Genomic DNA, 22,728 nt, shown 5'->3' on the forward strand with positions numbered 1-22,728 from the left:
GACACGGAGGGCGATGGTGAACGCACGCGCGCCGGTGACAAGGCCGGGGACGGGAACGGCGAAGGCGAACGAGACGGGGATCACGGCACGGGGAGCGCTCGGCGCCGGTACGGCGATGTTCCTCATGGGGACGCTGCCGTCGGTGTCGCTGGTGCTGCACGAGTACCCGGTGTACGGCGGCCAGGCGATGCGGTACGCGGGGGCGGCCGTCCTGCTGCTGGCGTTCATGCGCGCGAGGGGCCTCGCGCATCTGCGGCTCGACGCGAGGGAACTGGGGCTCCTCGCGGCGCTCGCCGCCACGGGGCTCGCGGCGTTCAACGTGTTCGTCATCGAGTCCACCCGGCACGCCACCCCGGCCACCGCCGGCACCGTCGTGGCGACCGTGCCGGTCGTGCTGGCCCTGCTCGGCCCGCTGCTCGCACGCAGGCGTCCGTCCCCGCGCATCGTCGTGGCGGCCGTCCTCGTGGCGGCAGGCGCGGCCGTCGTCAGCGGCCTCGGCGGCGGCTCGCTGCTCGGGGTGCTGCTCGCGGCAGGCGCACTGGCCTGCGAGGTGGGGTTCTCCCTGCTCGCGGTGCCGCTGCTCCCCCGGCTCGGCGCGATCCGCGTTTCGGCGTACACCACCGCGATGGCCGTGCCGATCCTGCTGGTCGCGGGCCTGGTGGCCGACGGCCCCGGCGTGCTGCGGGTCCCCGGCACGGCCGAGACGTTCGCGCTGGTCTACCAGGCGGTCGTGGTGACGGCGTTCGCGTTCTTCTGCTGGTACGACGCGCTGCCTCGCCTCGGTCCGGAACGCGCCGGGCTGTTCTCCGGCTTCCTGCCGGTCGGCACGATCCTGTGCGGCGTCGTCCTCGGGCTCGGCGGCCCCACGGCGGCGGACGTCGCCGGCACGGCCCTGGTCGTCGCCGGCCTCACGGCGGGGCTGACCCGCCGCAGGCGGCCCCCACCGGAGCGCGCGGCCGGCCCCCGGCCTGTCGTCAGCGGTCGCCGGGGTCGGTGAAGACGTGGTCCACCAGGCGCGCGGTGGCCTTGCCGTCATCACGCGGAACGTAGGTGCTGACGAACGACTCGTAGCGGTCGGCGTAGTCGCCGGACAGCGCGTCGATCAGGCGCACCGCCTCGATCACGTCGGCCGCGTCCGACAGCACAGGACCAGGCGCCTGCGTGCGCAGGTCGAGGTACATGCCGCGGCTGTTGCGGTAACGCTCGTGGTCGTAGGTGAAGAACACCATGGGACGGCGGGTCACCGCGAAGTCGTACATCACCGAGGAGTAGTCGGTGATCAGCACGTCGGCGATCAGCAGGAGGTCGGCCATGTCGGGATAGGTGGTCACATCGATGGCGAACACCGACTCCCTCGCCATCGGCCCCGGCCGCACCACCGACGCCGGGCCCGGCACGGTGAGGCCGGCCGCGACCGGCGCCGCCTGCATCATGTGGCCACGCACCAGAAGCACATGGTCGCGGCCGAGCACCCGCCGCGCCTCGGCGAGGTCCAGCCGCACCGAGGAGTTGCGGCGGTCGTGGTCGCGCCACGTGGGTGCGTACAGCACCACGCGCTTGCCGGCCGGCACGCCGAGCGCGCGCCGCACGGCGGTGGCGAGGTCGGCGCGGTCGCGGTGCGCGAGCACGTCGTTGCGCGGGTACCCCGACTCCAGCACCTCGCCGCCGTACCCGAAGGCCCCGCACAGCACCTCGGAGGCCCACGGGCTCTGCGTCACCAGCAGGTCCCAGTTGGCCACCTCGGCGGCCTGCCGGTACCACGCCGGCGGACGTGGGTCGCGGGACATGTGGCGCTGGTCGCCGCCGACGCGCTTCAGCGGCGAGCCGTGCCACATCTGCACGCAGATCTGGTCCTCGCGCGCGCGAAACCACTGAGGCAGCAAGGTGTTGGTGATGATGTGACGTGACGTCGCCATCGCGGTGTAGTGCTCACGGCTGCCTTCGCGCACCACCGTGGGCCTGATGCCGTTGCCGAGGCCGAGCGCGGCGGCGTCCGGCGGCACGAACGCGCCATCGCGCACCACCCAGATGTGCTCGCGGTCGTCCCCGCGCCGCAGCCGCTCCTCGTACACCGCGCGTGCGCTGTCGGAGTAGGACCGGCCGTCGAACGAGACGTACACCGTCGCCTCGCGCAGCGGGGTGCGGCGCTGCGCGGGGTAGTGCACCCGGCGCATCGACCACAGGCCGCCGGCGCCTTTCTCGTCGTCGGGCCGCTCCTCGGCCGCGACGAGCACCGGCACGTCGAACCTCGTGGCCACCAGGCGGTACGAGCGGCCGGAAAGGACGTGCGGCTCCTCGTCCAGCGTGTCGAGCAGGTCGTGCTCCACGCGCAGCGGCGCGGTCGTGCCCTTGCCGCCGGCGAACGCGAGGCTCCAGGCGCCGGAGGCCAGCGGCACCGTGCCGCCGAAGCGGTGCATGGCGGCCGGCGACAGCCGCACGGAGAACTCGGCGCCTGACCGGCGGACCGGCACGCGGTAGGTCTGGCCGGTGCGCTGACGCAGCACGAGCTCGCGCTGGCCCTGATCGGTGTCGGGGTAGGAACCCGCGAGGGTCAGCGAGCCGTCGTCGTCCCAGGTGGCCGAGGTGATGACCGGCCACACCCGGTGCGCCGACAGCACGAGCCGGTCGCGCCGGTCGCGCAGCACGGTGACCTCGCTGCGGCCGATCGGCACGTGGACCTCGGCCGCGCCTTCCATGAGGACCGGCGCCGCCGGGTCGCCTTTGGGCTCGACCCACAGGCGCCGCGCGTCGCGTTCCTTCAGCAGCGCGGGCACCGCGAGCTGCACGGTGAACCGTGTGCCGCCGTCGACCGGTGTGAAGTCCGCGGCCATGCGGTGGCCGCCGAGCCGCGCGCGGCCCTTGGCGACCTTGGCGCCTGGCAGGAAACCCTCCAGCTCGACCTGGTCGCCGGTGTGCCGCACGGCGGTCAGCGTGGCCCTGGTCGGCTGGAGCACGACCTGGAACCCCCGGTCCGAGGTCCAGGTGGGCCGCATCCAGAGCCTGGGACGCACCCGCAGCCCGGCCGGACGCTCGGTGCGGCCGATCACCGGACCGCGCACCGCGCCGGTGGCCCGCGCGCCACGGCTCCAGATCACGATGTCGGCGTGCCACGTGGTGGTGTCGCGCACCCTGGGACGGCCGCGCACCAGGCGCTTGACGTCGTGGACGGCGGAGCGCAGGGCCGCGCGCCAGCGCAGCGACCACGGGCTGATCTCGGCGACGAAACCGGCCCAGTCGTAGTTGCAGCCGGGCTCGGCGGCCTCGTAGGTGGCCTCGGGCCGCAGGACGCGCCGGGTGCGCACGGAGATCGGCGGCACCCAGCGGGGGCCGCGCAGCACCACGGTCGCGCGGTTGAACCGGCGGCTGCGGACCGACAGGCCGACGAGGTAGGCGTGGCCGCTGACGCGCAGCCGTCCGTCGTGCCACGAGACGTCGGAGACCTCGGTGACCGGCACCAGGTCGGAACGGCGCAGGCGGAAGAGCTCCTGCGGCGCGTTCACGGGAAGATCGGCGTACCAGGCCAGGCCGCGGCGCACCCGCTTGGACGGCTCGGCGGCCGCGGCCACCAGACCGGCCAGCTCGTCACCCTGGGCCAGCTCGGCGGGGTCGCGGTGCTCGACCAGGTGGAACGCCAGCCTGCGCGCCACCGGCAGCCGGCGCTTGACGTGGTCGTCCACCCCGGCCAGATAGTCGCGCAACAGGTCGATGGCGTGACGCAGCCGGGTGGCGTCGCGCCGGGCCGCGGCCTCAAGGCGCAGGCCGAGCGGGCCGGACAGTGCCTCGGTGTGCAGGCGGCGGCGCTGCGCGCGGGACAGACCGCCCGCGTGGACGGCCGCGATCACGGCGTCGAGCGGCTCACCCCGGTCGTGCAGATCCTGGGCGGCCCGCAGCCGGTCGGCGACGACGTCGCCGGTCGGCGCGGACGTGGCTCCGGTTGCCATCGGGGCGGCACCGCCTTTCCAGTCGCCTGGCGTTAGCTGGAATGGTAATGGGCTTTACTGAGAAATCACTGATGATCACCAGTCCAGCGCGCCGTGCGCATGTCGGCCCGCTCCCCGCGCATCGGTGTGCCTTCGGCCCGCCACCTGGCCAGACACCGGCTCTCGTGACCGATCACCGGCCGGCCGTCGGCCCGCACGACCCGCCACCACGGCACACCGCCACCCCAGGTCGCCATGACCCGGCCGACCTGCCGTGGGCCGCCTTCGGCGAGGTACTCCGCGACGTCGCCGTACGACATCACCTTGCCGGCCGGGATCCGGTCCACCAGATCGAGGACCCGCTCGGCGAACGGCGTCGGATCACTCACCCCGTTCACCGGCTCGTCCTCCTCAGTGCGGTCCTCGGCGCCGTTCCACGGGCCGCTCCTTCGGCCCTCCCACCGCCGTCAGGCGCTCCACTGTGCGGGGCCCGCGTCGAGGATCTCCTCCAGTTTGCCGAACTCGTACGTCGCGTCGCCGTTGACCTGCTCGACAATGCCGTCTCTGACGCCGTACCGCTCGCCGTCCTCGCCGACCAGTCGCGCGCCGAGCAGATCGGCGAGCCTGGCGAGCTGAGCGACCTCCCAGTCGGAGGCCGGCCGGCCGTACAGGCGGCCCTGCCACGTCGCGACGGAATGCTCGGCGCCGCCGTGGCGGGCCAGCACCTCGCCGGTCTCCGCCGTGCCGCGCAACGCGAATCCGGCGTCGCCGCCGGTCGCCGCGGTGAGCTCGGCATATGCGAGCGGTGGCTCACGGTGTACACGCAACTCGTATCCCACGAGACGGGTACCATAGCGAACCTTCACCGTTTATCGGGACAGAAAGCCCAACAACTGCCGGATCGCGATCCAACCGCCGCACGTCACCGCTTACCACCGGTCTCCGGACGTCCGGAACACCAAGTGCGCGAAGGTCCGAAAACCGGCACGCCGTCAGCACGGGCCCCTCCGCGACACCGAGAGCGCGAAGGTCCGGAACCCGGCACGCCGTCAGCGCGCACCCGCATGGCGTTCGGACCGGCGCATCAGCACGATCACCCCCGTGCCGAAGGCGATCAGTCCGAGCAGCACACCGCCGCCGAACACCCACATGCGCAACGGGTCGGGGCCCGGCGGCGTCGGAGCGGGGGCCGTGGCGCCGGCGCCGAAGTGCATGTCGTCGCGGACCGGCAGCGAGACCCGGTAACCGCCGAGCTCGCCGGCCTTGGTGAGGGCCGCGGCGGCGTCCACCACGCCGAACCCGACCTTGTCGTCGTAGCCGGCACGTGGCCGGTCCCTGGCCGAGGACGTGAGGGCCTGCACCACCAGCTCGGGACGCAGCGCCGGGTACTTGGCCTTGATCAGCGCCACCACCCCCGCCACCAGGGCCGCCGACACGCTGGTGCCCTCGACGAGGCCGTAGCCGCCGTTGGGGAACATCGCCGGCACGTCCTCACCGGGGGCCGCCACCATGACCGACAGGTTGTCGCTGCTGAACTCGGTCGGCTTGAGCTTCTTGTCCACCGCACCCACGCCGATCACGCCGGGGTAGCCCGCGGGGAACGACCAGAAGGACGTGCCGTGTTCCTTGGCGTAGACGCTGTCGCCGTCGTTGCCGCTGGCCGCCACCAGGACCACCCCGCGCGACAGCGCGTACGCGATGGCCTCGCGGTCGGGACGCTGGCTTCCGTAGGCGCCGAGCGACATGCTGATGACCTGCGCGCCGTTGTCGGTGGCGTACCGCAGGCCGCGTGACAGCGGGCTCTCCGCCATCGGGCCCACGCCGTCGTCGGGCTCGACGGCCTCGTCGTCGTCCTGCTCCTCGTCGGCGATCACCGGCACCGACAGGATGCGCGCGTCCGGCGCGACGCCGCGCAGGCCGCCGTCCTGGCCCGAGCCCGCGATGACCGACGCCATCGCCGTGCCGTGCGAACCCTGGCGCGGCGCGTCGTCGTACATGCTCGACTTCATGTCCGGCGCGACGGTCACCTTGCCGCGCAGCACCGGCACCGAGGGGTCGACACCGGTGTCGAGCACCGCGACGGTCACACCCTCACCGCGGCTGACCTGCCAGGCCTTCTCGGCGTTGAGCGCGTCCAGGACCCATCGCTGGTCGCCGCGCACGTCACGCGCGGCGGCCACCGGCATGGGGCCCGCCACGAGACACGCCAGAGCGAGCACCGTGCCGGTGGCGCCGAGGCGGGCCACCGCGCGCCTCAACATACGTTGCCTTGGGTGCAGCGGGGGATCTCGGGGGGCTCGGCCAGGATGCGTGCGATGCGGCCGGCGACGGTCTGGGCTGTGGACCACAGCTCGCTGTGCAGGGTCTCCTCCAGGGGGATGGACTCGCGGGTGCGGCCGTCGGTGTACCCGGCGGTGGAGAACACGATGTAGGGACCGGCGCCGACCCACCCGGTGCGCTGGCGCTGCGCCGCGCCGAACCGCTCGGTGACGGTGCGGGGGAACGCCACGGGACGCACCCCCACGCGGTCGTCCACCGGCAGGTCGCTCGCGGTGCCGACGCGGGTGTCCTCGTCGGGGAACACCGCGACGCCGATCGTCACCACGAACGCCGACGTCTGGTCGACGTAGGTGGCGCGCAGCATGGTGCGGCAGCCGTGTTGCTTGAGCACCGTGGCGACCGGCGCGTCGACGACGGACTGGCACGGCGCCTCGGCGGCGATGCCGACCCTGCGGGCCAGCTGCCTGGTGCGGTTGAGCCCCGCGTACTCGACCTCGGCGGGGAAGACCGAGCCCGCGCGCAGCGCGTGCCAGCGGCGCGCGACGTCCTGCGCGGCGTAGCGCTCGCGCTCGGCGAGGGTGAGGGGACGCGACTTGGTCTCCTGCAGCAGCCCCACGACGCCGAGCAGCACGTCGGTGGCGGCCAGCGCCAGGATGATCCCCATGATCATCAAGAACACGGACCGGTAGCGGACACCGCGCTCCAGCCGGAGACGCTCTTGCGCCGCCTGCTCCTCCCCCGCACGCTCCCGGGTCCCCGTCCAGGGACGGCCGCCCCTGCCGCGCCGTAGGGCCCCGTGACCGCCTGAGGAGGTCGGACGTGCGCCCCGCGCGGCCCGCGCGGGCCAAGGACTACCCGGCCGCGCCCGCGGCTCTTCCGGCGACATACCCCGATGCTACGTCGGCGCTCGGGGACGTCGGTCCGGTTGGGGGTTTTCGATCATCACGTGTTCGCGTCCGCGCCTGGCGCGGCGCACGAGGACGACCATCAAGGCGAGGAAGGCGACGGCGCACGCCGCGGCGGCGAGCGCGACCGCTCCGTACGTCGTGACCAGGCCGGTGTCCCTGGCCACCACCTGCACAGGCGGCAACTGCGGCCGCTCCCCGCCGGCTCCCGGCGCGACCGGCAGGTCCGGGTCCTGCACCCCGGCCCCCGACGCGGTGTGGCGGTGGCCCGACAGCCGCGCGGCCTCGGCCAGAGCCCTCGCCGCGTTCACCACGCCGAACCCGGTGCCGGGGTCGTACTGGCGTGCCGTGCGGCGCCGCGCGCTGGTCGTGAGCGCCTGGGCCACCAGAGCGGGGGTCATCTTGGGGTGCTTGGCCTTGATCAGCGCCGCGACACCCGAGACCAGCGCCGTGGCCTGCGAGGTGCCCCTGCCGACCCAGTACTGGTCTCCCGGGCCCGCGCCGAAGACGTCGACGCCTGGAGCGGCCACCAGCACCAGGGAGTTGCGGTTGGAGAACGACGCCTTGTGCAGCGCGCGGTCGGTCGCCGCCACCGAGATCACCCCCGGCAGGGACGCCGGGTAGGAGTACGGCGCGTCCCTGCGGCCGGCGCCGTCGTTGCCGGCCGCGGCGACCAGCACGACGCCTTTGGAGATGGCGTACCTGATGGCGGCGCGCTCCTGCCGGGTGGGCCGGTCCTTGGAGATCGACATGTTGATGACGTCGGCGCCTCTGTCGACGGCGTAGCGGATGCCGCGCGCGACGACGTTCTCGTACCTGGCCTCGGAGTTGAAGCGCCGGAACCCCGGCTCGTCGTCCTCCAGGATCACCCGCACCGACAGGATCTTCGCGGCGGGTGCGACGCCGATCACGCCGTCGGCCCCGCCGGGACCGTGGCCGTGGCCGGCGATCAGCGAGGCCATGTAGGTGCCGTGCAGGCGGCTCGGCCGCGCGCCGCGCGGACCCGCTCCCTTGGTGAGGTCGGGCCCGGTGACCACCGAGCCCGCAAGGTCGTGGTGGCGGGGGTCCACACCGGAGTCGAGCACCGCCACAAGGGCCCCCGCGCCGCGGGTGACCCGCCACGCGGCGTCCACGCCGAGCGTGCGCAGCACGCGGCTCTGGCTGCCCCGCACCTGGTCGGCGGCGGCCGGCGGCGCCACGAGCGCGATCACCGCCATGAGGAGGGCCGGCAGGAGCAGGGAGACCGTCCGCCGGGGACCGGCGGTGGCAGGCGAGGCGGCACCGGGGCTCAGCACTGCCAGTCCTTGCCGGCGCAGTCGGGCCGCGCGGGGGTGGCGATCGTGACGACGATCCTGCGGCGCAGGTCGTCGGCGAAGGCGAAGATCGTTTCACGCTGGCGGCCGACGGCGCGGGCCGGACGGCCGTCCACCTGGCCCGCCGTGGTGAGCACCAGGTACGGCCCCGCCTGGCCGAGCGTCGCCGACTGGCGCGCGGCGGCGGAGAAGCGGTCGGCCACGGTGTGCGGGAAGGACAGAGCCCGCAGCCCCGGCGACGGCGTGCCGCCGCGCGGGAGAGCGCGGCCCGCTCGCGCCGCGGAACGCGCGTCGGGGAACGCGGCCACCCCGACGGTCACCACGACTCCTTGCAGCGCGTCGAGGTAGGTGGCCCGCAGCACCGCGCGGCAGCCCGCCTCGCGGAACGCCTGGCGCAAGGCGGCGTCCACCGCGGCCGAGCAGTCGGTCCGCGTGGACACCCCCACCCTGCGCGCGTACTCCTTGCCGCCTTGCTCGGCGACGTACGGCAACCGCTCGGGGAAGATCTTCCCGGCCGGCCAGGACTGCCAGCGGCGCGCCAGTTCCACGGCCGAGGCCTGCCGGAGCTCCGCGGTGGTGGGCCCCCGCGTCAGCTCGGCCCCGGCGGCCCCCATGGCGAGCCCCGCGACCACCGCGCAGAGCAAGGTCAGCGCCGATGCCGCCACCAGGGACGGCCAGACACGCGACTCACTCACGAGCCGACCCTAACGCCCCTGACCGGGAGGAATCCGGCGTTCCCCGAGGACAGGTCCGAAACACGGGGTCTCCGATCCGAGGAGAAGACACCGGTTCGTCGTCCGATGTCCGGTCACCGGCGGACGTGACCACGTAAGCCGACGGCCGGCGTCCTCACCTGGAGGACGCCGGCCGTGCGGACATGTCCGGTCGTCAGTAGGTCGGCAGAGAGGGGTCGACCGTCCTGACCCAGCTGAGGACACCGCCGCCGACGTGCACCGCGTCGGAGAAACCGGCGTTCTTCAGCACGGCGAGAGCCTCGGCCGAACGCGCGCCGGACTTGCAGTGCAGCACGATCTTCTTGTCCTGCGGCAGCGCCTCAAGCGCCGTGCCGCGCAGGAACTCGCCCTTCGGGATCAGCACCGCGCCGGGGATGCTGACGATCTCGTACTCGTTCTGCTCACGCACGTCCACGAGGTAGATGTCGTCCCCGCGGTCCTGCATCTCCTTGAGCTCCTGCGCCGTGATGGTGGAGCCGCTGGCGGCCTCCTGGGCCTCCTCGGAGATCGTGCCGCAGAACGCCTCGTAGTCGATCAGCTCGGTGATCGAGGGGTTCTTGCCGCACAAGGGGCACTCGGGGTCCTTGCGGACCTTGACGTCGCGGTACTTCATCTCCAGCGCGTCGTAGATCATCAGTCGGCCCACCAGCGGCTCGCCGACGCCGGTGATGACCTTGATGGCCTCGTTGACCTGGATCGAGCCGATCGACGCGCACAGCACGCCGAGCACGCCGCCTTCGGCGCAGGACGGCACCATGCCGGGAGGCGGGGGCTCGGGGTACAGGCAGCGGTAGCAGGGGCCGTGCTCGGACCAGAACACACTCGCCTGGCCGTCGAAACGGTAGATGGAGCCCCAGACGTACGGCTTGCCGAGCAGCACGGCCGCGTCGTTGACCATGTAGCGGGTGGCGAAGTTGTCGGTGCCGTCCACGATCAGGTCGTAGCCGGCGAAGATGTCCATCACGTTGTCCGTCGTCAGCGCGACGTTGTGGATGATCACCTCGACGTAGGGGTTGATCTCGCGCACGCTCGCCGCGGCGCTCTCGGCCTTCAGCCGGCCGATGTCCGACTGGCCGTGGATGACCTGACGCTGCAGGTTGGACTCGTCGACGACGTCGAAGTCCACGATGCCGAGCGTGCCGACCCCGGCGGCGGCGAGGTACAGCAAAGCGGGGGAACCGAGGCCGCCGGCACCCACACAGAGCACCTTGGCGTTCTTGAGCCGCTTCTGTCCCGCCATGCCCACGTCGGGAATGATCAGGTGGCGAGAGTAGCGGCGCACCTCGTCAACGGTCAGCTCGTCGGCCGGCTCTACCAGCGGTGGCAACGACACAGTTCTACGCTCCCCTGTCAGGGCTTGCTCCCGGATTGGCGGCTCGCCGTCAGACCCGTGCGTCCCGCCGTCCTTCACAACCTAACCCGGTCTCCTCCGCATTCCCGAATCGGCGGCCTGCCGTCCGGCGGGTGAGCGTGGAGCCGGTCCCTTCGCGCTACGCGGGACGCTTCACCGCCAGCGCGTCATCGGAACGAGGCGTCATCGCCGCCTCCCTGATCAGGTGGCGCATGTGGCGCGCGACCACCTCGGGGTACTCCATCTGGGCCACGTGACCGGCGTGGGGCAGCAGCACGAGCCGCACGTCGGGGAAGGTGCGGCCGGCGCGCGCGGCCATGCGCGGGTCGACCAGGCGATCATGGCGGCCGTGGATCACGAGGGTGGGGGACGTGACACGGGCCGCGAGGCGCCACAGGTTCTCGTCGCCGCGGCGGAAGTACTCGTTGACCAAGGCACGCGCCGAGCTCAGCAGCGCCGGAGCCGCGTACGGCAGCGCGTCGCGGCGGCGCAGCTCCATCACGGCGTCCTCCAGCCGCAACGGGTGCACGCGGCCGGAGTCGGCGTAGCACATGGCCATGGTGGCGCGGATACGCCGCTCGGGAGGCAGGTGGGCCAGCCGGCCGATGGCCCACTCGCCGAGGCGTGGCGTCGCCGAGACCGCGACGCGCGCGGGGCCGTACCGGGGGAACAGGTCGGGAAGGGCCGGCGAGACGAGGGTGAGGGTGCGGACGAGGTCGGGCCGGGTGGCGGCGACACGGACGGAGACGGCGCCGCCGAGGGAGTTGCCGACCAGGTGGACCGGGCCGCCGACGTGCTCGATCAGCTTGGTGACCGCGGCCGCGTGCGCGCCGAGGGAGTAGTCGTCGCCGGACGGGGCCGGTGAGTAGCCGGCGCCGGGGAGGTCGACGGCGTAGCCGAGTACGTCCGGCCGCAGCTCGGCCATCAGGTCGGTCCAGTTGGTGGCGGAGCCCGCGAGGCCGTGGACGTAGACGGCCTTCTCCCGCGGCCCGCCGGGGCCGGGCTGCGTGGCCCTGACATGCAACGTGTGCCCGTCCAGCTCGACGAACTCCCCCGGCCAGTGCGGTATCGGCTCTTCCACGGTCGCACCCCTTCCGTTAACCGTCCGTTCCGACGATAACCCCCAGGTGTACGGCCGTCCGAACCACGCCGGGCCGGGGCAGGGGGTGTGTTGGGGTACACAGAGCGGGAGAGGTGCACAAATCGGACAAATTAGGAAATGTCGAACTGAAAGGCATAAGGAGAGGTTAAGGAGCCCCCAAAAGGGAGTGATCCTCGTTTGTCGTATGGGTCGCCCGGATAACTAGACAAGTGGGAACGCTCTTACCGAGCATTCCAGGCATTTATCAGCTGTATCGGTAAATGTCATCCGCTGGGCAACCCGATGCGTCAAGGGGGAAACGCAATGCCCGAGGTCAAGAAATACGCCGCAATGATGACCGTCACCGCGGCACTCACCGTCGGCCTCGCCGGCCTGGGGGCCACCACCGCCACCAGCGCCAGCGCTTCCACGGCCGTCACCACCAACTTCGGCTGGGGCGACGACTTCGGCGGTCTCGGTGGCTTCGACGGCGGTCTCGGCGGCGGCGGCTACGGCGGCGGCCATTGCCAGAACTACGGCGGCGGCGGCTACGGCGGCCACCACGGCGGCCATGGCGGCTACGGCTGGGACGGCGACGACGACGGCGACGGCGACTGGGGCGGCAAGGGCTTCAGGAAGCACCGCAGGCACCACCACCGTCACGGCGGCCACCACCGCAACTGCTTCTTCAAGATCGTCGAGGCGCGGTTCTTCCGCGCCATCATCGGCCACCACAACCACGGTGGCGGCGGCCGGGACTACTACCGCAACGACAAGAGGTTCATCCCGTTCATGCACCACCACCACCACAACAAGAAGCACCACGGGGGCGAGCACGAGCACGGCCGCTGATCCCGTACCGCGGGACGGCCGCTCACAGCCGACGCCGGCCCGGTGACACCGGCCGTCCCGCGACGTGATCACAACCGGACCCCGGAGCGCGTACCGCTCCGGGGTCCTTCCCCGGTCGCCGGGAAAGCCATCCGGTACATATCCGACCGGTTTTCCCGGCCGCCGGTTTCCCGGCCGCCGGTTTCCCGGCGAACGGATTACCGGCGAACGGATTACCGACGGCCGGATTACCCCGGCGAACGGCGCTTATGCCGTTTTCCGGGTGCGCCGCTTCTTTTCCGGCTTCTCGTCTTTCTCCGCTTTCCCGGCGGCGGCCTGTCCGGCGGCCGGCTTCGCACCCTCGCGTTCCTTCTTGGCCGCCTCGACGCTGGCGCGCAGCGCCGCCATCAGATCGACGGCCGGCTTGGCCTCCTCAGGAGCCTCGGGCCGCACGACCTCCTTGCCGGCCACCTTGGCCTCGATGACCTGCTGGAGCGCCTCACGGTAGGCGTCGTGGTAGTCCGCCGGGTCGAACTCCCCCGCCATGGTCTGGATCAGCGACTCGGCCATCTTCAGCTCCTGGGGACGCACCTCGACGTCCTCGTCGGTGAAGTCGAACCCCGGGACGCGCACCTCGTCCGGCCACAACATGGTCTCCAGGACGAACACGCCGTCGCGGATGCGCAGCGCGGCCAGCGACTCGCGCTGCCGCATGGCGATCTTCACGATGGCCACCTGGCCGGTCCGCTCAAGCGCGTCGCGCAGCAGGATGTACGGCTTGACGCCGTTGGTCTCCGGCTCCAGGTAGTAGGACTTGTTGAACAGGATGGGGTCCAGTTGCTCGGCCGGGGTGAACTGCAGCACGTCGATGCGGCGTGAGGTGGTGAGCGGCAGGTCGGCGAAGTCCTCGTCGGTGAGCACCACGATCTCGCCGCCGGGCAGCTCGTAGCCCTTGGCGATGTCGGCGTACGGCACCTCCTCGCCGTCCACGGAGCACACACGCTTGTACTTGATGCGGCCGCCGTCCTCCCTGTGCACCTGGTGGAAGGAGATGTCCTTCTGCTCGGTGGCCGAGTAGAGCTTCACCGGGATCGTGACCAGCCCGAACGAGATGGCGCCTTTCCAGATGCTGCGCATGGCCTCTCCTCACCTCAAGCACCACTATCGAACACATGTTCGGTAGCGACAAGGGCGCAATGCGGTATCTGAATGGGCAGATACCCATTGTTGATTGCCGTATCCGGTCATGGCCCCGCCGCGTGCCGTGCATAGGGGTGACCGGCGGCGGACACAGCGGGGAAGGGAGGCAGGTGGCCGACAGACACCGGGTGCGGATCGGGGACCGCGAGCTGACGCTGACCAACCTCGGCAAGGTGCTGTACCCGGGGCACGGGTTCGCCAAGGCCGAGGTCATCGACTACTACAGCCGCGTCGCGCCGGTGATGCTGCCGCACCTGCGCGGCCGTCCCCTCACCGTCAAGCGCTACCCCGAGGGGGTCGGCGCGCCGTTCTTCTTCGAGAAGAACCGTCCCGCGCACACCCCCGCCTGGGTGCGCACCGTGCGGCTGCCGGCGCCTGGCAGCACCAAGAACCGCGACACCATCGACTTCGCCGTCGTGGACGACCTTCCCTCCCTGGTGTACTTCGCGGGCCTCGCCGCGCTGGAGTTCCACACCCCGATGTGGCGGGTGGACGCCGCCGGCCGGCCGCTCCCCCCGGACCTCATGGTGTTCGACCTGGACCCCGGCCCTCCCGCCACCGTCACCGAATGCTGCCGGGTGGCCATCCACCTGCGCGAGGTGCTGGCCGAGCACGGGCTGACGGGCTTCCCCAAGACCAGCGGCAACAAAGGCATGCAGGTGTATGTGCCGTGGGAGGGCCGCGCGGAGGACACCTCCGAGGTGGCGCGCGCGGTCGCCGAACTGCTGGCCGGCATGCGGCCCGGCCAGATCGTGAGCAAGATGGCCAAAAGGCTGCGGCCCGGCAAGGTGTTCATCGACTGGAGCCAGAACAACCCGGCCAAGACCACCGTCACGCCGTACTCCCTGCGCGCCAACCCGGACCCCACGGTCTCCACACCGATCACATGGGCCGAGGTCGAGGCGTGCGAGGATCCGCGCGAGCTGGTCTTCACCCCTGATGACGTGCTGCGACGCGTCACCGAGCACGGCGATCTCATGGCGTCGTCCGCGACGCCGCGACCGAGCGGCGGCGCGCAGGGGCCTTAGGCTTGACCCGACGGGGTATGGGAGGCGGCGAGCACAACGCTCGCCATCGACGGAGGGGACGCACCATGTCGGAGATGGATGTGACCGGCGACGGCCGGCCGGTGGACGCGCTCGACCCGCTGGACGACATCGCCGACGAGCTGGAGACCGAGGTGCCGGAGGCCGACGCCGTCGAGCAGCACCGCGGCATCCGCGCCGACCAGCGGGAATGGCCTCTGGAGATCCGTTACGACGTGGATCCGGCCGACGCCGTCGACCAGGAACGCGAGGTGGATCTCGGCGACGACGACTATCGCTGAGCAGGTTACCGGTGCGTAGGATGTATACCCCAGGTCCGGGGAGCCGAGGGGCCCCGAGCCCGGCCGGCACAGGACCGGCGGCGTGCCGACCGGCATGAGACGCCGGAGCGCCGGCCGAGGGCCGAGCGCGTGAACCGTCCCAAGGAGAATCCCGTGACCGCTTCCCCGGACGCCAAGCCCCGGGGCACCCGGCTGCCCCGGATGGCCCGTCGCCGACAGTTGCTCAACGCGGCACAAGAGGTCTTCGTGGAGAACGGCTACCACGCGGCCGCCATGGACGAGATCGCCGAACGGGCCGGTGTCAGCAAGCCCGTGCTGTACCAGCACTTCCCCGGCAAGCTGGAGCTGTACATCGCGCTGCTCGACCTGCACGTCGAGGACATGACCACGCGCTGCCGCGAGGCCCTGGCCTCCACGACCGACAACAAGCAGCGCGTGCAGGCCGCCATCGGCGCGTTCTTCGACTTCGTGTCCAGCCAGGGTGAGGCGTTCCGCCTGGTCTTCGAGTCCGACCTGCGCAACGTCGCGCCGGTCCGCCAGCGGGTGGAGCGCTCGCTGCGCGAGTGCGCCGAGATGATCAGTCAGGTCATCCAGGAGGACACCGGCTGCTCCAGCGACGAGGCGCACCTGCTCGGCGTCGGCCTGGTCGGCATGGCCGAGGTCAGCGCGCGCTACTGGCTGTCGCAGCACGGCACCATCCCGAAGGACACGGCGACACAGCTCATGGCCCGCCTGGCCTGGCGAGGCATCGGCGGGTTCCCGCGCACCACCTGAGCATCCCTTTGTTCGCTTGACGCGATCAGAGCAGGCGGCACGGCCTCGTGGGGGACACGATGGGATCGACACACATCGTCGAGGCCGTGAAAGGACCCCGGATGGAAGTCAAGATCGCTGTACGTTCCGTGCTGCGCGAGCTCGTCGTCGAAGTCGATCTCACCGCCGAGGAGGTCGAGCAGGAGCTGCGCAACTCCCTCGCCGCCGACCGCGGGGTCTTCACCCTCACCGACGTCAAGGGCCGCCGGGTGGTCGTGCCGGTGACGTCACTCGGCTTCGTCGAGATCGGCGAGGACGAGAGCCGCGTCGTGGGCTTCGGCGGCACCCTCTGACGCGGGGCTAAAGACCCGGACAGGCGTCCCGCTCTCCCAGGGAGCAGCCGCGCGGCCGCCGGGCTCCGCGCGCGCCGTCCCGCTTGCGTGCGGCGGCGGGACAGTCGGCGCACTCCCTGCGGAGCACGGGCCGAGAGGTCCAGCGATAAGGTGCGCATCTCGTCATGGAACTGCCGTAGCGGCGCGAGGCCCTCATGCTCCGACGCTACAACCGCCGGAGGCGTTCGCGCCGCACGATCAGCGAGCCGATCGCCGCGAACACCGGAAATCTCGTCCCGCTCTACGGGCCCGGGACGAGACCGAGGGCCGACATGCGTTTGCCGTGCTCCTCGGTGAGCCGGGAGAACAGCCGGCCGATGCCGATCTGGCCGGCGTCCGAGGTGCCGTCGACCGCGCCGCCGGCCACCAGGAGCAGAGCCAGCTCCGGACGGGTCGCGGCGAGGCGGTGCGCCTGGCTGAGCGCCTCGCCGACCAGGCGCCGGGCCCAGAGCGCGAGCCGGCCCGCGTCCTTGGGGTTCTCCGCGAGCGCCGCGCGCACCCGCTCCACGGCGAACTCCGACCTGCTCTCCTCGGCGAGCACCTCGTCGACCAGCTTGCGGGTCTCCGGCTCCGCCTGCCGCGCCGCCTCGCGGTAGAAGTCACCCGCGATCCCCGTGCCGACGTACGCCTTCACCAGCGCCTCCAGCCAGTCCCCCGGCTTGGTCTGCGCGTGCCAGTCGTCCAGCGGCGCCACGAACGGCGCCATCGCCGCCTCGGGATCCTGGCCGAGCGCGGCCAGCCGGTCGCGCAGCAACTCGAAATGGCCGTACTCGGCCACCGCCAGGTCGCTGAGCGCGGCGCGGTCGGTGAGCGAGGGAGCGAGGGCCGCGGCGTCCTCCGCGAGCTTGAGGAACGCCGTCAGCTCCGCGTAGGCGAGCACTCCGAGCAGGTCGACGGCACCGGGAGGGGAATCACTCATAAGGGCAGCGTAATCCCGGTGCCGCGCGGCCTCGTCCTGGACGTGCCGGACGAGCCTTACCGTGTGGAACACGAAGAAATCGGCTCGCAGTTGTGGTATCGAGTACACTGCTCTGTAAGAGTGCGACCGCAGTATGTCATCCAGGGCGATTTCGCCCCGACTGATAGCCCCCGCGAGAGATCCGCGGCGGTCGCCAGACGAGATGAGGGTTGGCTTGTCCGTGCGGACCGGCCCGGGGACCACACCCCGGCCCGCGGTCCCGGAGCCCGCCTTCGCAGGAGACTTAGGCAGGCAGAGCTGACCACGTTCAAGGACCTTGGAGTCATCCCGGAGATCGCCGATGCCCTGGAGACCGAGGGCATCGTCTCCCCCTTCCCCATTCAAGAGATGTCGCTGCCGATCGCGCTCGGCGGTCACGACGTCATCGGCCAGGCCCGCACCGGCACCGGCAAGACCTACGCCTTCGGCGTGGCGATGCTCCAGCGGGTCGGCAAGCCGCGCAAGAACCGCAAGAAGCCACGCGGCCTGGTCGTCGTGCCGACCCGCGAGCTCGCGCTCCAGGTGACGGAGGACCTGCTGGTGGCCGGCGGCAAGCTCGGCTCCCGCATCCTCACCGTCTACGGCGGACGCGCGTACGAGCCGCAGGTCGAGTCGCTCAAGCAGGGTGTGGACGTCATCGTCGGCACCCCCGGCCGGCTGCTCGACCTCGTCAACCAGAAGCACCTCGACCTCGGTCAGGTGTCCATGCTGGTGCTCGACGAGGCCGACCGCATGCTCGACCTCGGCTTCCTGCCGGACATCGAGCGCATCATCAAGCTCGTCCCGGCCGAGCGGCAGACCATGCTGTTCTCCGCCACCATGCCGGGTGAGATCGTCACGCTGTCGCGGCGCTACCTGACGCGTCCCACGCATGTCCGGGCCGAGAACGCCGACGCCGACAGCGACAGCCCGTCCACGACCACACAGTTCGTGTGGCGTGTCCACCGCATGGACAAGATCGAGATCGTCGGCCGCGCGCTGCAGTGCGAGGGCCGAGGGCTCACCATGGTCTTCTGCGAGACCAAGCGTGCCTGCGACATGGTGTCCGAGCAGCTCAAGGAGCGCGGTTTCGCCTCGGCGGCCGTGCACGGCGACCTCGGTCAGGGGCAGCGTGAGCAGGCGCTGCGCGCGTTCCGCAACGGCAAGATCGACGTGCTGGTCGCCACCGACGTCGCGGCGCGCGGCATCGACATCGACGACGTCACCCACGTCGTCAACTACGACTGCCCGCAGGACGAGAAGGCCTACGTCCACCGCATCGGCCGCACCGGCAGAGCGGGCCGCACCGGCGTGGCGATGACCTTCGTCGAGTGGGAGGAGCTCACTCGCTGGAAGGTCATCAACAACGCGCTCGGGCTGGACTTCGCCGAGCCCGAGGAGACCTACTCCACCTCGGCGCACCTCTACACTGCGCTCGGCATCCCCGAGGGCACCAAGGGTGTGCTGCCTCGCGCCAACCGGTCGCGTGCCGGGCTGGACGCCGAGCGCATCGAGGACCTCGGCGAGACCGGCAGGCACCGCTCCTCGCGCCGTGACGAGCGTGACGATCGCCGCGGCGACCGTGGCGACCGTGGCGACCGCGAGGAGCGCCGCGAGCGGCCGTCCCGCAACCGGCAGCGCCGCCGCACCCGCGGCGGTCAGACGCTCGGCGCCGCCGAGGACGCAGCCGTCCTCGCTCCGGAGCCGGCCGTCTCGGAGGCGGTCGTCCCGGAGCCTGTCATCGCCGCACCGGCCGTATCGGAGCCGATCATCTCGGAGCCCGTCATCGTGAATCCCGTCGTCGCCGACCTCCCCGCCGAACCCTCCGCCGAGACACCGGCCGTGACCCGCAGGGTCGCGCGCCGCAGGGTCGCGGCCGAGGGCGACGTCCTCGCCGCGCCACCGGTGCGCCGGGTGCGCAGGGTCACGGTCGCCGAGACCCCGGCGCCGGTGGTGGACGACTGGGACGACACCGACGACGGGTGGGAGGACGACGTGGCGGAGACCCCGCGCGTGACCACCCCCCGTCCGGAGCCGGAGCGGATCATCCCCGCCTCTCCGTTCTCGATCATCTTCTGTTCCCCCGACCTCGCCGACGACGACCAGGAGGTGGCGCCGTCCGCCGCCTCCGAGCGCGGCCAGCGCCGCCGTCCGCCGCAGCGCGGCCGGAGGGTCTAGCGGGAGATGAGGGTACGGCCGGAGCCGTCCTTCGGGACGGGTCCGGCCGTTCGAGCAATGCGAGCCGACCAGGTGGGGATGTGGACAGCCAGCCACGCGGCCGACGCGGGGACCACGACGGTGGTCCTGGCGTGAATCCGCAGTATCGTGGTGCCGTGTGAGCACGCCGCGCTTCCTGACGCTGCCTCCGGGTGTCCGTCAGCAGACCATCGAGACACCCGTCGGTGCCTTCGCTGCTCTGGAGGCCATGCCGCTGCACGGCGTCCCCGAGCGACTACCCGCGCTGCTCGTGCCGGGCTTCACCGGGAGCAAAGAGGACTTCATCGCCGTCCTGCAGACCCTCGCGCACGCCGGCCGCCGCATCGTGGCGATCGACATGCGCGGCCAGTTCGAGACCAAGGGCCCCGACGACCCGGCCGCCTACACCTGCGAGGCCCTCGGCGACGACATCGACCACGTGGCCGCGGCTGTCGGCGGCGGCGAACCCGTCCACCTGGTCGGCCATTCCTTCGGCGGCCTCGTCACCCGGGAGACCGTGATCGGCGGCGCCACCAAACTGGCGTCGTACACCCTCATGAGCTCGGGCCCCGCCGCCATCACCGGCCAGCGCGAGAAGCTCTGCCGCGCACTGCTCGGCGCGCTCCCCGAGGTCGGCCTGGAGAACATCTGGGCCACCCGCATGGAGCCCGACGCCATCGCCGCCGGGGTGCCCGACGACATCCTGTCGTTCCTGCGCACCCGGATGTTCGCCAACTCCCTCATCGGCCTCACCACCATGGCCCGGCAGATCCTCGACGCCGTGGACCGCGTGGACGATCTGCGCGCCGTGGACCTCCCCACTCTGGTCCTCTACGGCGAGCACGACGACGGCTGGCCCCCCGGCTCGCAGTCCGAGATGGCCGACCGCCTGGACGCCGACTGCTTCGTCGTCCCCGGCGCGGCCCACTCCCCCGCCGTGGAGGCTCCGGAGACCACGGCCCACACCTTGACCCGCTTCTGGAACCAGTCGGAGCGTCACCTGCTCCACAACCCCTGAGTCCGGCTACTCCTCGGCCAGCACCAGTGCCAGCAGACCGGGGAAGCGCGCGTCGAACTCCGGCCTGCGCAGCCGGTTGAGGCGCCGCGGCCCGCTGTCGAGCTGTTCCAGCAGCCCCGCGGCGCGGAGCACGGCGAAGTGGTGGCTCGCGGTGGCCTTGGACACCGGGAGGTCGAAGGCGCCACAGGGCCTGGTGAAGTCGGGCCAGGTGGAAAGCTCGCGCACGATGGACCGCCGCACCGGGTCGGCGAGAGCGTCCAGCGCGTCCTGAAGCGTCACCTCGGCGGGATCGGTGTGCACCGGCGTCCGGCTGCGGCGTAACGTGGCCTGCTTGACGATGGCGGGCCTCCCATCGGGTTCGGGGACGAAGCCGTGATCGTATCCGTCGTCAAGGGATACGCACGTGGACTTCCGGCGGTTCGCCCGATCCGTAGTTTAGGGAAGCATCCATGACCATGTCGGCATATTGGGATGTTTCATCCCGTGCGCCGCCGGCTCTTCCCGTCCCGGCGTCTGGACGGCTCGCTCATGACGCCGGAGACAGCGAGAAATCGCCTCAAGCCAGGCAGTATTTTGTCAGATTTGTCCGATTAGTGTTTTATGTGAACGATGCGAGAGGAACGGTCGGGTCGCCATCCTCCCGCAGGTGAGGGCCCGGTCGACCTGCAGCCGGACCTACGGGAAATCCGTTATAGCGGCCTGCGTTACGTGCCTGTTCGACCCTCCTGCGCCATGTTATGGTGCGGAGGCAGCCAGGACATCTGCCATATGCGCCGCCAAATTCTGCATTTCTCGCCACTCATGCCGATTCGCATGAGGGTGCGGCATGGCTCGACCCACCACCATGACCTCTCCGGGCTGCCCGAAAACGCGGCGGCCGTCAGTTTTGGAGCGTGACAATGCCGAACGGCATGATCCACACCTCCGAGGACGCCTTACGCGACCTCAAGACCAAGCAGACGTACACCATCCCGTCCAAGCTCAGGGGACGTCCGGGGGGCACCCTCGTGACGTACACGCTCGCCCCGGACAAGACGGTCGACAGCATCACCCCCGGCCTCGTCGGGAAGCTCGACGGCGACGACGCGGTCGACGACGCGACCGAGCAGCGCGTGCCTCTCGGTGCCGCGCTGCGGAACGTCTACCCTGACGGCATCCAGGTCCGCCTCTACGGCACCAGCACCAAGATCATCGCGTTGGACCCGCTTGGTCGCGTCATCGGCGGCAAGGACCGCCGGATCGACCTCGTGGACCCGTCGCACGCCGCCCCCGACAACCTGTCGGAGCTCGGCGTCTCGGTCGAACAGGACTCCGACGACAAGTCCGACGACGACCCGGATCAGGTGTACTACTACGTCGGAAAGAAATCGGCCTGGACCACACGGATCCAGACCTGCACCGCGCTCGCCATGTGGAGCCGCTCGGCCGGACTCTCGTATCTGTCCCACGCCGACGCCGCCACACCCTCAGAGACGATCGCGAAGGAGATGACACGGTTCTTCGAGGCCGCGGCGGCCACCGATGCGGACCTCTCGGCGAGCGGCGAGCTCAGCGTCTTCCTCTTCACCGCATCGGACACGCCGGCCAGCAGGTTCAGCTCGCTGGAAACGACCTTTCTCGCACTGAACCACATCAAGGGAGAATACGCGCGCTACTTCTTCGAGCGGGCCAAGTGCCATATCGTCGGCCACAGAGACGCCGTCGTGGTCTCGAGCACCGCACGACCCAAGGTTCTCCGTCCCTACGCCGACTACGTGCCGTACCTGCTGACCCGTTACGCCGAGCGCGGCGAGGAACACATCCGCGGCATCCTCATCGACGTCCTCAGGACCGCCGAACCGAACCGCGACTTCGAGCCCCAGGCGTACAAAGCCGCCAAGAAAGCCGGTACCGAGCACAGAGATCTGCAGCGGCTTCTGTACACCGTGGCCGGCTACAGCGAACAGGAGGCGGCGGAGCGCTGGGATCTGTGACCAGGAGACCCTAGACCGGCTCCCCGAGAATCAACCGCCGATGAAGGTCCTGCAGCCCCTCAGGCAGCTCCTCCGGAGCGAACCACCCGGCCTCCAGGACCTCCATCGGATCGATCCGCAACGTGCCACCCACGTACCGTGCCTCGTACGCGATCTCCAGCCGCATCCGGTACCCGCTCCGCAGATACGCCGGCCGCCCCACCTTCACGTCGAGCCCCGTCTCCTCCCGCACCTCCCGGACGACGGTCTCCTCGAAAGTCTCCCCGCGCTTGGCGTACCCCCCGGGCAACCCCCATGGCCGCGCCACCGGCCACAACCGATGCTTCAGCAGCAGCACGTTGCCGTCCGCGTCCCGCACGACCCCCGTGACCCCGACGACGAACTTGGCGTGCCGCAGGTAGACGACCCGCCACTGCAGCGGCCCGGCCATCGAGTGCCAGACCCGTGCGACGAGCCGCTTCACGTGGTGCCTCCCGCGAGGTGTAGGAATGCGCCGTAAGAATGTTTCCGGGGTGGG

Annotated in this window: 22 protein-coding genes; 9 read left to right on the forward strand and 13 right to left on the reverse strand. The window is 71.2% G+C overall.

The features are described from left to right. Positions 1–13 precede the first annotated feature (13 nt). Positions 14–997, forward strand: coding sequence for a DMT family transporter (locus BJ992_RS27885; protein WP_184986001.1), 984 nt, complete (start codon positions 14–16; stop codon positions 995–997). On the opposite strand, the gene BJ992_RS27890 is transcribed toward BJ992_RS27885, so the two are convergent. The 9 genes from BJ992_RS27890 to BJ992_RS27930 form a co-directional block, all read right to left on the reverse strand. Beyond that, entirely contained in the window at positions 975–3,941 is a 2,967-nt protein-coding gene (locus BJ992_RS27890; RefSeq protein WP_184986003.1) for a CDP-glycerol glycerophosphotransferase family protein, read from the reverse strand. The genes BJ992_RS27885 and BJ992_RS27890 overlap by 23 nt on opposite strands. Before the next feature lie 65 nt (positions 3,942–4,006). Then, complete coding sequence (locus BJ992_RS27895; RefSeq protein ID WP_425503708.1) at positions 4,007–4,318, reverse strand: MGMT family protein; 312 nt, start codon at positions 4,316–4,318, stop codon at positions 4,007–4,009. 69 nt (positions 4,319–4,387) lie between these two features. Next, the gene (locus BJ992_RS27900) at positions 4,388–4,747 is read right to left on the reverse strand and encodes a hypothetical protein (RefSeq protein ID WP_221475011.1); all 360 of its coding nucleotides are present in this window, start codon (positions 4,745–4,747) and stop codon (positions 4,388–4,390) included. A gap of 222 nt (positions 4,748–4,969) precedes the next feature. Next, on the reverse strand, positions 4,970–6,181 hold the full coding sequence (locus BJ992_RS27905) for a S8 family serine peptidase (protein WP_184986007.1): 1,212 nt from the start codon (positions 6,179–6,181) through the stop codon (positions 4,970–4,972). Continuing rightward, entirely contained in the window at positions 6,175–6,864 is a 690-nt protein-coding gene (locus BJ992_RS27910) for a hypothetical protein (protein WP_246496801.1), read from the reverse strand. Before BJ992_RS27910 ends, BJ992_RS27905 begins: the two co-directional genes overlap by 7 nt. 231 nt (positions 6,865–7,095) lie before the next feature. Next, entirely contained in the window at positions 7,096–8,400 is a 1,305-nt protein-coding gene (locus BJ992_RS27915) for a S8 family peptidase (protein ID WP_343072889.1), read from the reverse strand. Further along, complete coding sequence (locus BJ992_RS27920; protein ID WP_343072890.1) at positions 8,394–9,113, reverse strand: hypothetical protein; 720 nt, start codon at positions 9,111–9,113, stop codon at positions 8,394–8,396. Before BJ992_RS27920 ends, BJ992_RS27915 begins: the two co-directional genes overlap by 7 nt. A 193-nt stretch (positions 9,114–9,306) precedes the next feature. Next, positions 9,307–10,485: an adenylyltransferase/sulfurtransferase MoeZ gene (moeZ, locus tag BJ992_RS27925; RefSeq protein ID WP_184986011.1), complete on the reverse strand. Its 1,179-nt coding sequence runs from the start codon at positions 10,483–10,485 to the stop codon at positions 9,307–9,309. A 157-nt stretch (positions 10,486–10,642) separates the two neighbouring features. Further along, positions 10,643–11,584, reverse strand: coding sequence for an alpha/beta fold hydrolase (locus BJ992_RS27930; protein ID WP_184986013.1), 942 nt, complete (start codon positions 11,582–11,584; stop codon positions 10,643–10,645). Positions 11,585–11,908: 324 nt separating this feature from the next. Here BJ992_RS27930 and BJ992_RS27935 point away from each other — a divergent pair, with 324 nt between their 5' ends. Beyond that, complete coding sequence (locus BJ992_RS27935; RefSeq protein WP_184986015.1) at positions 11,909–12,436, forward strand: hypothetical protein; 528 nt, start codon at positions 11,909–11,911, stop codon at positions 12,434–12,436. A 246-nt stretch (positions 12,437–12,682) separates the two neighbouring features. Here the strand turns inward: BJ992_RS27935 and ku are convergent, their stop codons facing one another. Next, positions 12,683–13,552, reverse strand: coding sequence for a non-homologous end joining protein Ku (gene ku / locus BJ992_RS27945; protein WP_184986023.1), 870 nt, complete (start codon positions 13,550–13,552; stop codon positions 12,683–12,685). Between the two features lie 173 nt (positions 13,553–13,725). Here ku and ligD point away from each other — a divergent pair, with 173 nt between their 5' ends. The 4 genes from ligD (at position 13,726) to BJ992_RS27965 (ending at position 16,048) form a co-directional block, all read left to right on the forward strand. Then, positions 13,726–14,643 carry a non-homologous end-joining DNA ligase gene (gene ligD / locus BJ992_RS27950; protein WP_343072891.1) on the forward strand — a complete coding sequence of 306 codons (918 nt, stop codon included), beginning with the start codon at positions 13,726–13,728 and terminating at the stop codon, positions 14,641–14,643. Positions 14,644–14,708: 65 nt separating this feature from the next. Further along, entirely contained in the window at positions 14,709–14,942 is a 234-nt protein-coding gene (locus BJ992_RS27955) for a hypothetical protein (RefSeq protein ID WP_246496804.1), read from the forward strand. Between the two features lie 153 nt (positions 14,943–15,095). Beyond that, positions 15,096–15,716 carry a TetR family transcriptional regulator gene (locus BJ992_RS27960; RefSeq protein WP_184986027.1) on the forward strand — a complete coding sequence of 207 codons (621 nt, stop codon included), beginning with the start codon at positions 15,096–15,098 and terminating at the stop codon, positions 15,714–15,716. A gap of 101 nt (positions 15,717–15,817) precedes the next feature. Continuing rightward, positions 15,818–16,048: a DUF3107 domain-containing protein gene (locus BJ992_RS27965; protein ID WP_184986029.1), complete on the forward strand. Its 231-nt coding sequence runs from the start codon at positions 15,818–15,820 to the stop codon at positions 16,046–16,048. Positions 16,049–16,328: 280 nt separating this feature from the next. Here the strand turns inward: BJ992_RS27965 and BJ992_RS27970 are convergent, their stop codons facing one another. Then, on the reverse strand, positions 16,329–17,006 hold the full coding sequence (locus BJ992_RS27970; protein ID WP_184986031.1) for a ferritin-like fold-containing protein: 678 nt from the start codon (positions 17,004–17,006) through the stop codon (positions 16,329–16,331). Positions 17,007–17,393: 387 nt separating this feature from the next. Here BJ992_RS27970 and BJ992_RS27975 point away from each other — a divergent pair, with 387 nt between their 5' ends. Together BJ992_RS27975 and BJ992_RS27980 are read left to right on the forward strand one after the other, a co-directional pair. After that, on the forward strand, positions 17,394–19,202 hold the full coding sequence (locus BJ992_RS27975; RefSeq protein ID WP_184986033.1) for a DEAD/DEAH box helicase: 1,809 nt from the start codon (positions 17,394–17,396) through the stop codon (positions 19,200–19,202). Positions 19,203–19,359: 157 nt separating this feature from the next. After that, positions 19,360–20,238 (forward strand): alpha/beta fold hydrolase, encoded by an 879-nt coding sequence (locus tag BJ992_RS27980; protein ID WP_184986035.1) that lies wholly within the window; start codon positions 19,360–19,362, stop codon positions 20,236–20,238. Between the two features lie 6 nt (positions 20,239–20,244). On the opposite strand, the gene BJ992_RS27985 is transcribed toward BJ992_RS27980, so the two are convergent. Then, positions 20,245–20,538 (reverse strand): ArsR/SmtB family transcription factor, encoded by a 294-nt coding sequence (locus tag BJ992_RS27985; RefSeq protein ID WP_343072892.1) that lies wholly within the window; start codon positions 20,536–20,538, stop codon positions 20,245–20,247. A 593-nt stretch (positions 20,539–21,131) separates the two neighbouring features. Between BJ992_RS27985 and BJ992_RS27990 the strand changes: the two genes are divergently transcribed. Then, positions 21,132–22,211 (forward strand): hypothetical protein, encoded by a 1,080-nt coding sequence (locus BJ992_RS27990; RefSeq protein WP_184986037.1) that lies wholly within the window; start codon positions 21,132–21,134, stop codon positions 22,209–22,211. Between the two features lie 10 nt (positions 22,212–22,221). Here BJ992_RS27990 and BJ992_RS27995 read toward each other — a convergent pair whose 3' ends face one another. Next, positions 22,222–22,674 carry an NUDIX domain-containing protein gene (locus tag BJ992_RS27995; RefSeq protein WP_184986039.1) on the reverse strand — a complete coding sequence of 151 codons (453 nt, stop codon included), beginning with the start codon at positions 22,672–22,674 and terminating at the stop codon, positions 22,222–22,224. Positions 22,675–22,728: the final 54 nt, after the last annotated feature.

Source organism: Sphaerisporangium rubeum (genome assembly GCF_014207705.1).
GTDB lineage: Bacteria > Actinomycetota > Actinomycetes > Streptosporangiales > Streptosporangiaceae > Sphaerisporangium > Sphaerisporangium rubeum.

What these genes read in the sequence shown, in the direction of transcription:
- BJ992_RS27975 (WP_184986033.1), top strand. Translation starts at nt 17,394, where the DNA reads ATGTCGCTGCCGATCGCGCTCGGCGGTCACGACGTCATCGGCCAGGCC.
- BJ992_RS27885 (WP_184986001.1), top strand. Translation starts at nt 14, where the DNA reads ATGGTGAACGCACGCGCGCCGGTGACAAGGCCGGGGACGGGAACGGCG.
- BJ992_RS27955 (WP_246496804.1), top strand. Translation starts at nt 14,709, where the DNA reads ATGTCGGAGATGGATGTGACCGGCGACGGCCGGCCGGTGGACGCGCTC.
- BJ992_RS27970 (WP_184986031.1), bottom strand. Translation starts at nt 17,006, where the DNA reads ATGAGTGATTCCCCTCCCGGTGCCGTCGACCTGCTCGGAGTGCTCGCC.
- BJ992_RS27910 (WP_246496801.1), bottom strand. Translation starts at nt 6,864, where the DNA reads ATGGGGATCATCCTGGCGCTGGCCGCCACCGACGTGCTGCTCGGCGTC.
- BJ992_RS27965 (WP_184986029.1), top strand. Translation starts at nt 15,818, where the DNA reads ATGGAAGTCAAGATCGCTGTACGTTCCGTGCTGCGCGAGCTCGTCGTC.
- BJ992_RS27890 (WP_184986003.1), bottom strand. Translation starts at nt 3,941, where the DNA reads ATGGCAACCGGAGCCACGTCCGCGCCGACCGGCGACGTCGTCGCCGAC.
- BJ992_RS27935 (WP_184986015.1), top strand. Translation starts at nt 11,909, where the DNA reads ATGCCCGAGGTCAAGAAATACGCCGCAATGATGACCGTCACCGCGGCA.
- BJ992_RS27905 (WP_184986007.1), bottom strand. Translation starts at nt 6,181, where the DNA reads ATGTTGAGGCGCGCGGTGGCCCGCCTCGGCGCCACCGGCACGGTGCTC.
- ku (WP_184986023.1), bottom strand. Translation starts at nt 13,552, where the DNA reads ATGCGCAGCATCTGGAAAGGCGCCATCTCGTTCGGGCTGGTCACGATC.